The organism is Novosphingobium sp. (genome assembly GCF_039595395.1).
Lineage (GTDB): Bacteria > Pseudomonadota > Alphaproteobacteria > Sphingomonadales > Sphingomonadaceae > Novosphingobium.
The window spans coordinates 4185387-4199863 of record NZ_JBCNLP010000001.1 but is presented as its reverse complement, the minus strand read 5'-3'; the positions used below and the strand labels follow the sequence as shown (position 1 = coordinate 4199863).

Below are 14477 nucleotides of genomic sequence, written 5' to 3'. Positions count from 1 at the left end.
GATCGTAAGCGCGAGCCTGCTTTTGTTGCTGGGCGGCAAGGCGATCTGACACTGTCAGGCGGATTGTTCACCGTGATACACGATTTACCATGCGGTCATTGACAGGCCATCCCCATCCACGCATGCCTATGACACCGGTATCAATGTCCTTCTGCCGCAGTGCTCTGCCTCCAGGGGCTGACTGGACCATGAAGGCGGGTGCGGATGCGGTACGTCGCAACAGGATCTCATGCGCTGCGGCTGGCGCTGATCGCGGCCAGGCAGTGCGCCTATGAAGATCGGCACACCGGGCGCGGCATCATCTTTGGCGCGCGCCGCAAGCTGTAAGGCAGACGGGACGGTAAAAACCGCCCCGTAGAACAGGGGAAGAGGACGATCATGACCGGACTGACGCGACGCGGATTGCTCGAAGCGGGAGGCAGCGCCGCATTGGCCGCCGGCATCAGCGGTGAGGCCAGGGCGGTGTCCGTGGGCGCGGCGGGCAGCGCGCCCACCCGCTTCCCTTGGCGGCGCGGCCTCGACGGGCAGCGCATCGCGGATCTGGGCGACGGCACTTTCCTCAACCCGATCCTGTCGGGCGACCATCCCGATCCGGCCATTCTGAAGGATGGCCCGGATTATTACATGACCTTCTCCAGCTTCGATTCCTATCCGGGGCTGCTGATCTGGCATTCGCGCGATCTGGTGAACTGGCGTCCGCTGAAAGCCGCGCTGCACAGGAACATCGGCGCGGTCTGGGCGGTGTCATTGGCCAAGCACGGCAGCCGCTATTACCTCTACATCCCGGTCAAGAGCACGCCCAACTCGATCTATGTGATCTGGGCCGACCATATCGAGGGCCCGTGGAGCGACCCCATCGACCTTGAAATGCACGACCATATCGACCCCTGCCATGTCGAGGGCGAGGATGGCACGCGCTGGCTGTTTCTCTCGGGCGGAGACCGGGTGCGACTGAGCGCCGATGGCCTTTCCAAAGCCGGGCCGGTCGAGCATGTCTATGACCCCTGGCATTATCCTTCCGACTGGATCGTCGAGGGCTTTTCGCCCGAGGGGCCAAAAGTCTTCCGCCGGGGTGACTATTTCTACCTTGTCACTGCCGTGGGCGGCACCGCCGGACCGCCGACCGGCCATATGGTGATCGCGGCACGCTCGCGCTCGATCGACGGGCCCTGGGAGAACTGCCCGCACAACCCCATCGTGCGCACCACCAGCGTGGACGAGCGCTGGTGGTCACGCGGCCACGCCAGCCTGTTCGAGGCGCCCGACGGGGCCTGGTGGTCGGTCTATCACGGCTATGAGAATGGCTATTACACGCTGGGCAGGCAGGCGCTGCTCGATCCGGTGACATGGGATGCCGATGGCTGGTTCCATATGACCGGGGGCGATCTGTCGCGGCCCATCGCCAAGCCGAAGGGCGGCACCGCGCTGACGCATGGTCAGAAGCTGTCCGACGATTTCGCAAGGCTGGAACTCGGCACGAAGTGGAATTTCTTCAAGCCCGGCCCGCAGGAGGCCCAGCGCGCCAGCGTGAGCGGCAATGCGCTGCATCTGGCGGCCTCTGGAACCGCGCCGCATGATTCATCGCCGCTGCTGCTGCTGGCGGGCGATCAGGCCTATCGTTTCGAATGCGATATCGAGATCGACCCCGGCACCACAGCCGGGCTGCTGCTGTACTATGATGAAAAGCTCTATGCCGGGCTGGGCTTCAACAAGGAGCATTTCGTCACCCACCAATATGGCATGGAGCGGGGCAAGCCGCGCAATCCCTTCGGCCAGTCGATGCGGATGCGGGTGACCAACGACCGGCATATCGTGTGGTACGATATGAGCGGGGATGGCGGCAAAAGCTGGTCGCGCTTCGACCGGGGCATGGAGGTCTCGGGCTATCACCACAATGTGCGCAATGGTTTCCTGATGCTGCGACCCGGCCTTTATGCGGCGGGGCAGGGCGGGGCGCGCTTCCGCAACTTCCACTTCGAGGCGCTGTAAGAGTCAGTTTGAAAATCCGGCGGAAGAGCCGGATTTTGCGGCACCGGCCCTCTCGCGTCACCTGCGTTCTTGGCCCGGCCACCCAGAGGATACCACCGCAGGGTAGCCGGGCGGGGGAGAGGGCCGGCGCCGCTGCTGGACAGGCCGGGCGGGGTGCCTATAGGACAGCGCCAACACGCGCGGTTCAGGAAAGGTAAGACAATGGCGTCATCGACAGGGCACAGTCCGCAGGACCATTTCGCCCATTGCATGCAGGTGTTCGGCGGGGTGACCTCGGCCTCGCGCCGGCTGGGCATCGATGAGCGGGCGCTGCGCCGCTTCGTCAATGGTGAGCGCCCGATCAGCACCGGCCTGCTGGAAGACACCGCCAAGGCCCTGCGCGACCTGATCGCCGAGGCGACCGAGGCCGAAGCCGGTCTGGCTGCGGTGCTGAAGGCCGAGCCCAAGGATCAGTAAGGGATAGAGTCCATCGCCGGGTTGCTGCGGCGCCCGGCGGTGACTTCTGCGCGCGCAGCTGAAGTGTGCTGGCTTGCCGCCGTCAGAGCCATATATGTGGGGAGGTTGGTGCCGCAACACTCTGACCGATGCCTGGGCCCCCAAAGGGGAAGGTATGGTTTGTCAGATTGTCCGGGATTTGTCTGGTGCGGTCGAGAAGACTCGAACTTCCACGGGCTTTCGCCCACAACGACCTCAACGTTGCGCGTCTACCAATTCCGCCACGACCGCATCAAGACAACGATGAGGCTGGGCCCCTTCGCTCGGTAGGAGCGGGCCACTAGCAGAGGGTGCGGCACCCTGCAAGCGCTGTTTGGCAAAATTCTTACAAGCTGAAAAACAGCGCGAAAAACGGGCGCTCTTATTCGGCTTTCCAGGTGGTTTTGGTTATTCGGCTTTCCAGCCGATGTCAGCCGAACGTGCCGAGCGGGGGATATCGGTCATCGCCTCGCTGACGGCCAGTGCCTCGCCGGGGGCCAGCACGCGCTTGGCCGGGGTGATCTCCCAGCTATAGACCTTGCGGCCGCCCGCATCGCGCAGGACGACGATCAGCTGGGGCACATTGCGCCGCTGCTTGCCGACATTGGTGATCGAGCCGCTGATGCCGAAATACTCGCCGCCATTGGCCAGCGAGCGGCGATCCTGCCGGTTGGAGGGGAAGGTCAGCACCAGATCGGGCTGGCCCGCCGCGAAGGGCGAATGGCCGAAGGGCAGCCAGCCGGGCAGGCCAAAGCGCCACACCGCGCCCGCCGCCACCAGCGCCAGCAGGCCGAAGGTGACCGCCAGCATCGTCCACATCCGCGCCGGATTGCGGCGGGGGCGGAAGGGCGGCTCATGCGCGAAGCTGGAGGGCGCATCGTCGAAATCATCGGCGGCGCTGGCGGGCTGTTCTTCCGCCACCGGCCTGCCGCGCTCGAAAGCGTAGGTGGGGGCCGGGGCGGCAGTGTCTTCAGCCGGCACCGGTGCGGGAACGGCGTCAGCCCAGCTCTGCGGCACGGCATCCTGCGCAGGCACGTCTGGCGCCACCGCGACGGGTGGCGGAGGCGGAGCGACGGGGGCAGGTGCAGAGGCCGCGGCCATCGCTTCGGCCATCGGCCTTGCCGCCGTTTCAGCGGGCGCTTCACTCAGCCCATGGCCATCCTGAAACCAGCTATGGCGGCATTTCGCGCAGCGCACCGTGCGGCCCTTCGCTCCGATGGCAGTATCCGGAACGGCATAACGTGTCGCACAGGCTGGACAGGCGATAATCATCGTTGCCTGTCATGCATGGCTGTGGCCAGCGCCGCAAGATGGGGGATTCCGAAAGAAGACAGCAGCAGGCTTTTTTCCACCGCCCTTTTTTCTGAGGCGCGGCGCGGTTATAGCAGGAGGGTGATGATATGCCCCTCCGCTGAACCGAGCGCCTTTTTTGCGTCTGCCCGGAACGCCTCTGCTGCGTCAGGTCTTCGCGCATGACCCAGATGGATGGCGAGATCGCCCGCTTCGACAAGGTGGGCCTGCGCTATGGCAATGAGCGCGAGGTGCTGTCCGATGTGGGCTTCACCCTTTTCGCGGGCCGCTTCTATTTCCTCACCGGGGCGAGCGGCGCGGGGAAAAGCTCGCTGCTGCGGATGCTCTATCTGGCGCAGCGGCCCAGCCGGGGGATGATCAGCCTGTTCGGCACCGATGCCATCACCCTGCCGCGCGAACGCCTGCCCGGTTTCCGCCGCCGCATCGGCGTGGTGTTTCAGGATGTGCGGCTGGTGCCTCACCTCTCGGCCTATGACAATGTGGCGCTGCCGCTGCGCATCGCGGGCCTGCCCGAGAAAGAGATCGCCGCCTCGGTCAACGACATGCTCGAATGGGTGGGGCTGGAGGGGCGGATGCATGCGCGCCCGGCCTCGCTCTCGGGTGGTGAGCAGCAGCGCGTCGGCATCGCCCGCGCCGTCATCGGCCGCCCCGAACTGCTGGTCGCGGACGAACCGACGGGTAACGTCGATGCCGATATGGCGGTCAAGTTGCTGCGCCTGTTCGAGGCGCTCAACCGGCTGGGGACCACTGTGGTGGTGGCCACCCACGATATGCATCTGCTGCAGAAGGTGCCCGATTCCCTGATCATGCGGCTCGATCGCGGCAAGATGAGCGACCCCACCGGCGCTCTGCGCTATCCGCCGCGCAAGACCCAGAGCCAGAGCCGCTTCCCGGATATGCGCGATGGCTGATGAGGCGAATCCCGATCTGGTGGAAGCCGCCGCCGCCGAAAAGCGCCTGCTGCGCCTGCCCGGCTTCGGCAACATTCGCGGGCGCGGCGCCGACAGCGAGCTGGTGCCTCAGGCCCGGCTCTCGGGGCCGATGCCCTGGGTGATCGCCATCATGGTGGCGCTGACGGTGATCGCGGCGGCCACGGGCCTTGCGCTGCGCAACATCGCGCTGGCGGCGGCGGCGGATCTGTCGGGCGGGGTCAGCGTGCAGGTGCTCGATGCGGGCGAGGGGCGTGACCGGCAGATTGCCGCCACGGTGAAAGCGCTGCAGGGCGCGCCCGGCGTCGCCTCGGTCAATCTGGTTTCCGCGCAGGAGGTGAACAATCTGCTCGCCCCATGGCTGGGCGGCGCTCAGGAACAGGGCGTCAATGCCGCCGATGTGGTGCCCGTCCCCGCGCTGATCGATGTGAAGACCAGCGGCCCCGCCGATGAGGCGCAACTGGAAAAGCTGCGCAAACTGCTGGGCCGGGTGGCGCCCGCCGCGCGGGTCGATGCGCAATCACACTGGCTGAGCCCCGTGTTCGGCGCCATCGACTCGCTGCAATGGCTGGCCGCCGCCATGGTCGGCCTGCTGGGCGTGGCGATGACCGCCGCTGTGCTGCTGGCCACGCGTTCGGCCTTGGGCCAGCACCGCGAGACCATCGCCATCGTGCATATGATGGGCGGCACAGACAGCCAGATCGCCCGCATCTTCCAGCGCGCCATCGGCCTCGATGCCGTGGCGGGCGCGGCCCTCGGGCTGGCGGTCGCGGTGGCGGCGGTGGTGGTGCTGGGGCAGCGTTTCGCCGGGCTCGGCGCCGGGCTGATCGCGGGCGGGGCGCTGGGCTGGCTCGACTGGGCGCTGATGGTGCTGATCCCGCTGGCCGCCGTGGTGCTGGCGGTGGTGACGGCGCGTGTCACCGTGCTCTCCGCGCTGCGGCGGATGCTGTGAGATGCTGAGGCGTGTGCTCGCCCTGTTGCTGATGGTGTGGGCGCTGGGCTTTATCGCCTTCGCCGCCTTTCTGCCGCGCCCGGCCGGAGACGTGCATGCCGATGGCGTGATCGTGCTGACCGGCGGCGACGGGCGCATCCAGCGCGGGCTGGAAACCCTGCGCAAGGGATGGGCGCGCCAGATGCTGGTCTCGGGCGTCGATCAGGAGGTGACTCAGGCGGAGTTTGCCACGCTCTACAAGATCGAGCCGGCGCTGATGCGCTGCTGCATCACCATGGGCTATGACAGCGTCGACACCCGCAGCAATGCCTCTGAATCCACGCAATGGATCGCCAGCCATCACCTTTCCAGCGTGCGCCTTGTGACGTCGGACTGGCATATGCGCCGCGCCGCTTTTGAACTGACCCATCCTGTGCCAAAGGGCGTGACCATCATCGAGGATGCCGTGCCCACGCGGCCCAGCCTGCGCATCCTCTTCACCGAATATTGCAAATGGCTGGCGCGCCAGGCCTGGTACTTCTGGAAAAAGACATGACTCCCGACCGGGGCTACACATTGGAAGAGAGGCTGCGCAGCATCCTCTTCGCGATTTTCTTCTTTGGCGGCTCGGTGCTGCTGGGCCTGCTGACCCCCATCACCCGCAACTGGAGCGAGGCCGTCAACCGCTGGATGTGCGAGCACTGGTCCGCCTGGCAGCGCTGGTGCACGCGCCATATCCTCGGCATCCGCGTGATTGTCGAAGGCACGCTGCCCACCGGCGCGGTGCTGATCGCGGTGAAGCATGAAGCCATGTTCGAGGCGGTCGACCTGCCCAACCTGCTGGACCACCCTGCCATCTTCGCCAAGGTGGAACTGATGAAAGTGCCCGGCTGGGGCAAGTCCGGGCAGGTCTACGGGCTGGTGCCGGTCGAGCGCGACCAGGGCGCCAAGGCCTTGCGCGCGATGATCGCGGCGGCACGCAAGTTTTCGGCCATTTCCCGGCCTCTGGTGATCTTCCCCGAGGGCACGCGTGTTCACCACGGCAACAAGCCTGAGCTGCAGTCGGGCTTCGCCGGAATCTACAAGCTGATCGGCCTGCCCGTGGTGCCCATCGCGGTGAACAGCGGGCCTTTGTTTCGCGGCTTCTGGAAGCGGAAGGGGACGATTGTCTATCGTGTGGGGGAGACGATCCCCGCCGGCCTGCCGCGCGAGGAGATCGAGGGGCGAGTGCATGCGGCGATCAACGCCTTGAATGATTGAAATTTAGGGGAAAGAAAGATGCGAGGGGGTTACCCCCTCGCGCTCCCATAACGTCTTCCGACGCGCGGGCAGTGGTGCACGATCCTTGTGCCCAGGCTCTCCACCTGCGTGACCTAAAGGCGCCGCAGGCTTTAGACCTGCCAGCGCTGTGCGTGGAATATTGCCTACGGCGCAGCAAGCTGAGCGCAAGGCTGAACCCTTGGTGCCAAGGTCGACATTAAAGGGAGCGCGAGGGCGATGGCCCTCGCATCTTCTCTTCTTTCTTAAACCCCTTACCCCTGCCGCCCGAAATTCGGCGTTGCATCATCCTGACCCTGCTCGATGATCGAGCGGCGGATGGCGCGGGTGCGGGTGAAGTGGTCGAACAGTTTCTCGCCGTCCCCGAGGCGGATGGCTTTTTGCAGTTCGGTCAGATCCTCGGTGAAGACCTGCAGCATGGCCAGCACGGCGTCGCGGTTCGAGAGGAACACGTCGCGCCACATTGTCGGATCGCTGGCGGCGATGCGGGTGAAGTCGCGGAAGCCGCCTGCGGAATATTTGATGACCTCGCTCTGGGTCACTTCCTGCAGGTCGTCCGCGGTGCCGACGATGGTGTAGGCGATCAGGTGCGGCAAATGGCTGGTGATGGCCAGCACGAGGTCATGGTGCGCGGCATCCATGATCTCGACCTTGGCGCCGATGGCCTGCCACAGGGTGGAGAGGCGCTCGACCTTGGCGGCGTCCGTGTCTTCGGGCGGGGTGATGATGCACCAGCGGCCCTGAAACAGGCTGGCAAAGCCCGCATCCGGTCCGGAGTTTTCCGTGCCCGCGACGGGGTGGGCGGGGATCACCAGATGGCGGGGCAGGGCCTCGCCCAGTGCGCGGGCGACGGTCACCTTGCTGGAGCCGACGTCGGAGATCAGCGCGTCGGGCGACAGCGCTTCGGCGCATTCGCGGGCGGCATCACCCATGGCCATCGGGGGGACGCAGAAGATCACCAGATCGGCATCGGTCACGGCCTCGGCGGCGGTGTCCGCGACATGGCCGACCAGCCCGCGCTCGGCGGCGCGGGCGCGGGTGTCGGGGTTGTGGTCATAGCCGGTGGTGGCGATGGCGGGCGCATGCTCGCGCAGGGCCAGCCCAATCGAGCCGCCCTGCAGACCCAGCCCGATGATCGCGACTTTGCGAAACGGCACGTCGCTCATGCGTTGGCCATGGCGCGGATCGCGGCGGCGATCTCATCCATCTGCGCCGCCGTGCCGATGGTGATGCGCAGCGCATCGGGCAGGCCCTGACCGGGCAGCCAGCGGGTGATATAGCCGTGCTCCATCAGGCCGTTGTAGACCGTTTCCGCCGTCAGCTTGCCCTGGAACAGGATCAGCACGAAGTTCGCCTGACTGGGCAGCGGGCGCACACCATGGTTCGACAGGGCATTGAGCTGCTCCACAAAGCGGGTGCGCTCGGCCAGATTGTGGAGGCGCGAGCTTTCCACGAATGCCTGATCCGTCACCGCCGCCAGCCCCATGGCCTGCGCGCTGTTCGACAGGTTGAAGGGCCCGCGAATGCGGTTCAGCGCATCGACCAGCGGCGCCGCGCCGGTGGCCCAGCCAAGGCGCTCACCGGCAAGGCCGTAGATCTTCGAGAAGGTGCGTGTCACCAGCACGTTTTCGTGAGCCTCGGCCAGCGCCAACGCGCCATCCTCGTCTTCGGGCGCGACATATTCGGCATAGGCCTGGTCGATCACCAGCAGCACGTCGGACGGTAGGCCCGCATGCAGGCGGGCGATCTCGCCCTTGGGCAGATAGCTGCCGGTGGGGTTGTTGGGGTTGGCCACAAAGACCACGCGGGTCTTGTCATTCACCAGCGCCAGCAGCGCATCGACATCGGTGCCGTAATCGAGATCGGGCGCCACCACGGGCACCGCCCCGCAACGCCTTGCGGCGATATCATAGACCGAGAAGCCGTAGCGGACATAGATGATCTCATCGCCCGGCCCGGCATAGGCCTGCGCCGCGATATGCAGCAATTCGTCCGAACCGGTCCCCATCACGATGCGTGACGGGGCGATGCCGTTCAATTTGCCCAGAGCCTCGCGCAGATCCTTGCTGTCGGGATCGGGATAGAGCGCCGGGGCGGCGGCATTTGCGCGTGCCTCCAGCGCCGCATGGCTGGTGCCCAGCGGGTTCTCATTGGCCGACAGCTTGATCAGCGGCTTGCCATCTGCGCCCTTGGACTTGCCGGGGACATAGGCGTGGATCGCGCTGATCCATGATTTGGGTTCGGGACGCTTGTTCATGATGCGGGGGCTCTAGCGCAGCTTTGCCACGCTCGCAATTGACAGGGCGGGGGCAAAGTCCCAAGTCGTGCGCCATCATGTCGGACAACAGCGCGATCCTGCCCACCGAGACCAACCCGCTTCACGCAGTCGGCGCAACCTATGACCTCGACCAGCCGCTGGAGCTGGACGGCGGCCAAGTGCTGCATGGCGTGCGCATCGCTTACGAAACCTATGGCAGGCTCAACGAAGCGCGCGACAATGCGATCCTGATTTGCCACGCCACCACCGGCGACCAGCATGTGGCGACGCCGCATCCCATCACCGGCAAGCCCGGCTGGTGGAGCCGCATGGTCGGCCCCGGCCTGCCGATCGACACCGACCGCTTTTATGTGATCTGCCCCAATGTGCTGGGCAGTTGCATGGGCACCACCGGGCCGGGCAGTCTGGCGCCCGATGGCCAACCCTATGGCCCGCGTTTTCCGGTGATCACGATCCGGGATATGGTGCGTGCTCATGTGCTGTTGCTGAATGCTCTGGGGGTGGAGAACCTCTATGCGGTGATCGGTGGCAGCATGGGGGGCATGCAGGCGCTTTCGCTCTCGGTGAACTGGCCCGATATGGCGAAACGCGTGCTGGTGCTGGCCAGCACGGCGGCGATGCCGGTGCAGAACATCGCCTTTCAGGAGCTGGGCCGTCAGGCGATCATGGCCGATCCCCACTGGCAGGGCGGCGCCTATCACGGCACCGGCAACAGCCCCGATGCGGGTCTGGCCGTGGCGCGGATGGCGGCGCATATCACCTATCTGTCGGAAGCCAGCCTGTCGGAGAAATTCGGGCGCCGCTTGCAGAACCGTGAGGCCAAAAGCTTCGGCTTCGGCGCGGATTTTCAGGTGGAAAGCTATCTGCGCTATCAGGGCGAAAGCTTCACCGGGCGTTTCGATGCCAATTCCTACCTCTATATCACCAAGGCGATGAGCTATTTCGACCTCGCCGAAGGCCATGGCGAGGACGACCATCCGGGCCGCCTGGCCGAGGCTTTCAAGGGCGTGCATTCGCGCTTCTGCCTTGTGTCGTTCGACACCGACTGGCTCTATCCCACCAGCGAATCGCGCAGCATTGCCCATGCGCTGAACGCGGCGGGGGCGGCTGTGTCCTTTATGGAGCTGTCCGCGCCTTTCGGCCATGACAGCTTCCTGCTCGACGTGCCCGCGCTTGACCGGGTGATCGAAGGATTTCTGCTGCGATGACGTCTTCCGAAGTTCTCCGCCCCGATCTGGCGGTGATCGCCCAGAATGTCGCGCCCGGCGCCCGCGTGCTCGATGTGGGCTGCGGCGACGGCACGCTGATGGCCGCTCTGCGCGATGGCCGCGAGTGCGACGCGCGCGGGTTGGAGCTGGAACCGGCCAATGTCGCGGCCTGCGTGGCGCGCGGCCTCTCGGCAATTCAGGGCGATGCCGACACCGACCTGTCCTTCTATCCCGACGACAGTTTCGATTACGCCATCCTCTCGCAGACCCTGCAGACCACCAAGCGCCCCGATCTGGTGATGGAGCAATTGCTGCGCATCGGGCGCCGCGCTTTTGTCAGCTTCCCCAATTTCGCGCATTGGCGGGTGCGGGTCTCGCTGCTGTGGGGCGGGCGCATGCCGGTGACGCGGCTGCTGCCGGTGGCCTGGTATGAAACGCCCAACATTCACCATCTTACCGTTGCCGACTTCCGCGATTTTGTCGCCCAGCGCGGCATCGCCGTGGAGGGCGCATGGTTTCTGGAAGGTGACGCGCTAACCGGAGCCGCCGCCGCCAACTGGCGTGCCGAACATGCCGTGTTCCTGCTCAAACGGCATGGCGACTGACGCGGCCTTATTGGTAAGTTGCGCAAGATGATTGCGAATGGGGACTGAAACTCTGCGATAAACCGCAGGCGCTCTATGTAATTTTTATTGATTCTTAGCTTGTGCTTCTGGCATCAGCGCTCCCCAGAGTATTATAGCCGGTCTTCCCCCAAGGCCGGCGACCAACGGGGGTTTCATGCACAAGATCCTGAACGCGGTGACGGCCTTTTCGGCCGCTGTTTCAACGCTCGCGCTGATGGCGCCCGATGTGGCGCTGGCTCAGGCCGCGCCGACCAAGGCGGAAAAGGCCCAGCGTCAGGCGCTCGACGATGTGCCGCATTGCACGCGCAAGCTGGGCACCATCTCGATCGTCGATGGCGACGATGCGCGCGGCTGGACCCAGTACAATCTGGCCCCGCCGCAGAAGCTGCTGAAAGTAATCGTGCAGCGTTCGGGTTGCTTCAACCTGGTCGACCGCGGCTCGGGCCTGCAGGCCGCCCAGCGTGAGCGCGACATCGCGGGCGATCTGGGCCATCAGCGCGGTTCCAACGTCGGCCAGGGGCAGATCAAGGCCGCCGACTATGTGCTTCAGGCCGAGGTGCAGGCCGCCAACGGCAATGCCTCGGGCTCGCGCGTGGGCGGCGGGCTTGGCGGTCTGGTCGGCGGCGGCTTCGGCGCGGTGCTGGGCAACATCCGCACCCGCAAGATGGAGGCCAACACCGTCCTCTCGGTCACCAATGTGCGCACCACCGAAACCATCGCCACCACCGAGGGCTATGCCGTCAAGAACAGCGTCAGCTTTGGTGCTGGCGGCGGCGGCTTCTTCGGCAGCGGCGCGGTGGGTCTGGTCGGCGGCGGCTATGACAACACCGACATCGGTCGCATCGTGACCATGTCCTTCCTCGATGCCTATGCCAAGCTGGTGAACCAGTTGGGCGGCATCCAGCAGGGCGCGACGGGCACCGCCGAAGCCACCCCCGCCAAGACCTTCCAGGCGCTGGCCCCGGTGGTGATGCACAAGACGCCCGCCGCCAACGGCCTGACCGTGCGCAGCCTAGCGCCCGGCGCGATCCTCTATCCCACCGGCAACAAGCAGGGCCTGTGGTGGGAAGTGGCCGACGAGAACGACAATGTCGGTTGGGTGCTGAACACCAAGATCGGGCCGACGCCCTCGGGGCAGTAATCTGTGCCGCCTTCGTCTGACGGCGAAGGCGGCACCGGCCCGCTCCCCCGGCCCGGCCACCCACAGCATACCACGATGGGTAGCCGGGCCGGGGGAGCGGGCCGGTGCCGTGCTATAAAAAACATGCGGGCGGGGTGCGTTAAGCATTCCCGCCCGCAGCTCTTCTGCAATCCTGTGCAAATCCGCTGCGCGTGTTAGCTTGTCATTCAGCGCCGGGCTCCTACATTGGGCTTCTGGAAAGGACCGCGCGATGAATGAAGAGCAGCCCAATGGTAACCCCTGGATGAAGAACCTGTTGGTCTGGGGAGGTATTTTCCTGGCGCTGGTCTTCGCCGTCTCCCTTTTCGGATCGCGCGGCGACGTTGGCGCGACTCAGCTCCAATATTCCGAATTCCGCGCCAAGGTGGCCGACGACCTCGTCGCCGACGCCGCCGTGGGCGAGCAGCGGATTTCCGGCCATTTCAAGAATGGCGACAGCTTCACCACCGTGCCCGTGCCCAATGACGTGTCGCTGCAGCCCCTGCTTCAGCAGCACAATGTGAAGTATGCGGGCAAGGCGCCCGATGATGAGCACAATCTGCTGCTCTACATCATGGCGCAGGCCCTGCCCTTCCTGCTGATCCTGGGCGTGGCCTTCTTCGCGCTGCGTCAGGTGCAGAAGGGCGGCGGCGGCAAGGGCGCGATGTGCTTCGGCAAGAGCAAGGCCCGCATGCTGACGGAAGACCAGATCAAGACCACCTTCGCCGATGTCGCCGGTTGCGACGAAGCGAAAGAAGAGGTGAGCGAACTGGTGGAATACCTGCGCGAGCCGAGCCGTTTCCCCAAGCTGGGCGGCAAGATCCCGAAAGGCGTGCTGATGGTCGGCCCGCCGGGTACCGGTAAGACGCTGCTGGCCAAGGCCATCGCCGGCGAAGCGAAGGTGCCGTTCTTCACCATCTCCGGTTCGGACTTCGTCGAAATGTTCGTCGGCGTGGGTGCCAGCCGCGTGCGCGACATGTTCGAGCAGGCCAAGAAGCACGCGCCCTGCATCATCTTCATCGATGAAATCGACGCCGTCGGCCGCCAGCGTGGCGCCGGCCTGGGCGGCGGTAACGACGAGCGCGAGCAGACGCTGAACCAGATGCTGGTCGAGATGGACGGCTTCGAGGGCAACGAAGGCATCATCGTCATCGCCGCCACCAACCGTCCGGACGTGCTGGACCCTGCGCTGCTGCGTCCGGGCCGTTTCGACCGTCAGGTCGTGGTCGGCCTGCCGGACGTGCGTGGCCGCGAGCAGATCCTGAAGGTGCACATGCGCAAGCGTGCCGCTGGCCGCCGACGTCGACGCCGCGCGTCATCGCGCGCGGTACGCCGGGCTTCTCCGGTGCCGACCTGGCCAACCTGGTCAACGAGGCGGCGCTGTTCGCCGCCCGCCGCAACAAGCGCGTGGTCGCGATGGAGGAGTTCGAGAAAGCCAAGGACAAGATCATGATGGGTGCCGAGCGCCGCTCCATGGTCATGACCGAGGAAGAGAAGAAAGAGTCGACCGCGTATCACGAAGCCGGCCATGCGCTGGTGTCGCTGAACGAGCCGGCATCCGATCCGGTCCACAAGGTGACGATCATCCCGCGCGGCCGTGCGCTGGGCATGGTGATGCGCCTGCCGGAGCGCGACAGTTACTCGTACCATCGCGACAAGATGCACGCCAATTTGTCGGTCTCGATGGGCGGCCGCGTCGCCGAGGAGATCATCTTCGGTTACGACAAAGTGTCCTCGGGCGCCTCGGGCGACATCCAGTATGCCACCGGTCTGGCCCGCAACATGGTCACCAAATGGGGCATGAGCGACAAGCTGGGGCCGCTGCAGTACGAAGACCAGCAGGAAGGCTACCTCGGCATGGGCGGCTCGCAGCGCCTGCTGATGTCGGACGAAACCAGCAAGCTGATCGACAGCGAAGTGCGCGCTCTGGTCGACAATGGCTATGCCCGCGCGATGGATATTCTGAAGTCGCAGGAGGACAAGCTCCACCTGATGGCGCAGGCCCTGCTGGAATACGAAACGCTGACCGGCGACGAGCTGAAGGAGCTGATCGAAACCGGCAAGCTGGACCGTCCCGAAACGCCCACCGGCCCGGCCAAGCCGATCCCCGTGCGCGGCGTGAGCGTGCCCAAGGCAGGCAAGCGCTTCGGCATCGGCGGGCTGACCCCGACGCCGGCGATCTCGGCGAGCTGATTTTCAAGGACAGCGAGGGAAGGCGCTCCGGGAGGTTTCTCGGGGCGTTTTCTTTTGTTCGCGTTTCAGGGGATTAGAAAGGAAATGCGAGGGGGTTACCC

The 14477-nt window shown here is 65.5% G+C and carries 13 protein-coding genes, 1 tRNA gene and 1 pseudogene; 11 read left to right on the top strand and 4 right to left on the bottom strand.

All coding sequences use genetic code 11. The features are described 5' to 3' along the window. The first annotated feature begins 204 nt into the window (after nucleotides 1–204). From ABDW49_RS19125 to ABDW49_RS19115, 3 genes are all read left to right on the top strand, one after another. Nucleotides 205–327 carry a hypothetical protein gene (locus tag ABDW49_RS19125; RefSeq protein ID WP_343613994.1) on the top strand — a complete coding sequence of 41 codons (123 nt, stop codon included), beginning with the start codon at nucleotides 205–207 and terminating at the stop codon, nucleotides 325–327. Between the two features lie 51 nt (nucleotides 328–378). After that, complete coding sequence (locus ABDW49_RS19120; RefSeq protein WP_343613992.1) at nucleotides 379–1989, top strand: family 43 glycosylhydrolase; 1611 nt, start codon at nucleotides 379–381, stop codon at nucleotides 1987–1989. A gap of 201 nt (nucleotides 1990–2190) precedes the next feature. Then, a complete protein-coding gene (locus tag ABDW49_RS19115; RefSeq protein ID WP_343613990.1) occupies nucleotides 2191–2445 on the top strand; it encodes a helix-turn-helix transcriptional regulator in 255 nt (84 codons plus the stop codon). Between the two features lie 183 nt (nucleotides 2446–2628). Here the strand turns inward: ABDW49_RS19115 and ABDW49_RS19110 are convergent. After that, nucleotides 2629–2715: transfer RNA gene (locus ABDW49_RS19110), tRNA-Leu, on the bottom strand. A 156-nt stretch (nucleotides 2716–2871) separates the two neighbouring features. Continuing rightward, nucleotides 2872–3735 carry a zinc-ribbon domain-containing protein gene (locus tag ABDW49_RS19105; RefSeq protein WP_343613988.1) on the bottom strand — a complete coding sequence of 288 codons (864 nt, stop codon included), beginning with the start codon at nucleotides 3733–3735 and terminating at the stop codon, nucleotides 2872–2874. A 200-nt stretch (nucleotides 3736–3935) separates the two neighbouring features. On the opposite strand from ABDW49_RS19105, the gene ftsE reads away from it, so the two are divergent. The 4 genes from ftsE to ABDW49_RS19085 are packed head-to-tail and all read left to right on the top strand — an operon-like array spanning nucleotide 3936 to nucleotide 6894. Further along, nucleotides 3936–4685, top strand: a complete 750-nt coding sequence (gene ftsE, locus ABDW49_RS19100; RefSeq protein ID WP_343613986.1) for a cell division ATP-binding protein FtsE — start codon at nucleotides 3936–3938, stop codon at nucleotides 4683–4685. After that, nucleotides 4678–5655, top strand: a complete 978-nt coding sequence (locus ABDW49_RS19095; RefSeq protein WP_343613984.1) for a cell division protein — start codon at nucleotides 4678–4680, stop codon at nucleotides 5653–5655. Before ftsE ends, ABDW49_RS19095 begins: the two co-directional genes overlap by 8 nt. A gap of 1 nt (nucleotide 5656) precedes the next feature. Next, nucleotides 5657–6190 carry a YdcF family protein gene (locus tag ABDW49_RS19090; protein ID WP_343613983.1) on the top strand — a complete coding sequence of 178 codons (534 nt, stop codon included), beginning with the start codon at nucleotides 5657–5659 and terminating at the stop codon, nucleotides 6188–6190. After that, nucleotides 6187–6894, top strand: a complete 708-nt coding sequence (locus ABDW49_RS19085; protein ID WP_343613981.1) for a 1-acyl-sn-glycerol-3-phosphate acyltransferase — start codon at nucleotides 6187–6189, stop codon at nucleotides 6892–6894. Before ABDW49_RS19090 ends, ABDW49_RS19085 begins: the two co-directional genes overlap by 4 nt. A 272-nt stretch (nucleotides 6895–7166) precedes the next feature. Here the strand turns inward: ABDW49_RS19085 and ABDW49_RS19080 are convergent, their stop codons facing one another. Continuing rightward, nucleotides 7167–8069 (bottom strand): prephenate/arogenate dehydrogenase family protein, encoded by a 903-nt coding sequence (locus tag ABDW49_RS19080; protein ID WP_343614387.1) that lies wholly within the window; start codon nucleotides 8067–8069, stop codon nucleotides 7167–7169. 5 nt (nucleotides 8070–8074) lie between these two features. Further along, the gene (gene hisC / locus ABDW49_RS19075) at nucleotides 8075–9169 is read right to left on the bottom strand and encodes a histidinol-phosphate transaminase (protein ID WP_343613979.1); all 1095 of its coding nucleotides are present in this window, start codon (nucleotides 9167–9169) and stop codon (nucleotides 8075–8077) included. A 77-nt stretch (nucleotides 9170–9246) separates the two neighbouring features. On the opposite strand from hisC, the gene ABDW49_RS19070 reads away from it, so the two are divergent. The 4 genes and pseudogenes from ABDW49_RS19070 (at nucleotide 9247) to ftsH (ending at nucleotide 14376) form a co-directional block, all read left to right on the top strand. After that, entirely contained in the window at nucleotides 9247–10398 is a 1152-nt protein-coding gene (locus ABDW49_RS19070) for a homoserine O-acetyltransferase (protein WP_343613977.1), read from the top strand. After that, entirely contained in the window at nucleotides 10395–11003 is a 609-nt protein-coding gene (gene metW / locus ABDW49_RS19065; RefSeq protein ID WP_343613975.1) for a methionine biosynthesis protein MetW, read from the top strand. The genes ABDW49_RS19070 and metW overlap by 4 nt, the downstream gene beginning before the upstream one ends. A 175-nt stretch (nucleotides 11004–11178) precedes the next feature. After that, on the top strand, nucleotides 11179–12165 hold the full coding sequence (locus tag ABDW49_RS19060; protein WP_343613973.1) for a CsgG/HfaB family protein: 987 nt from the start codon (nucleotides 11179–11181) through the stop codon (nucleotides 12163–12165). A 250-nt stretch (nucleotides 12166–12415) separates the two neighbouring features. After that, nucleotides 12416–14376, top strand: a pseudogene (gene ftsH / locus ABDW49_RS19055) (ATP-dependent zinc metalloprotease FtsH). Nucleotides 14377–14477 lie beyond the last annotated feature (101 nt).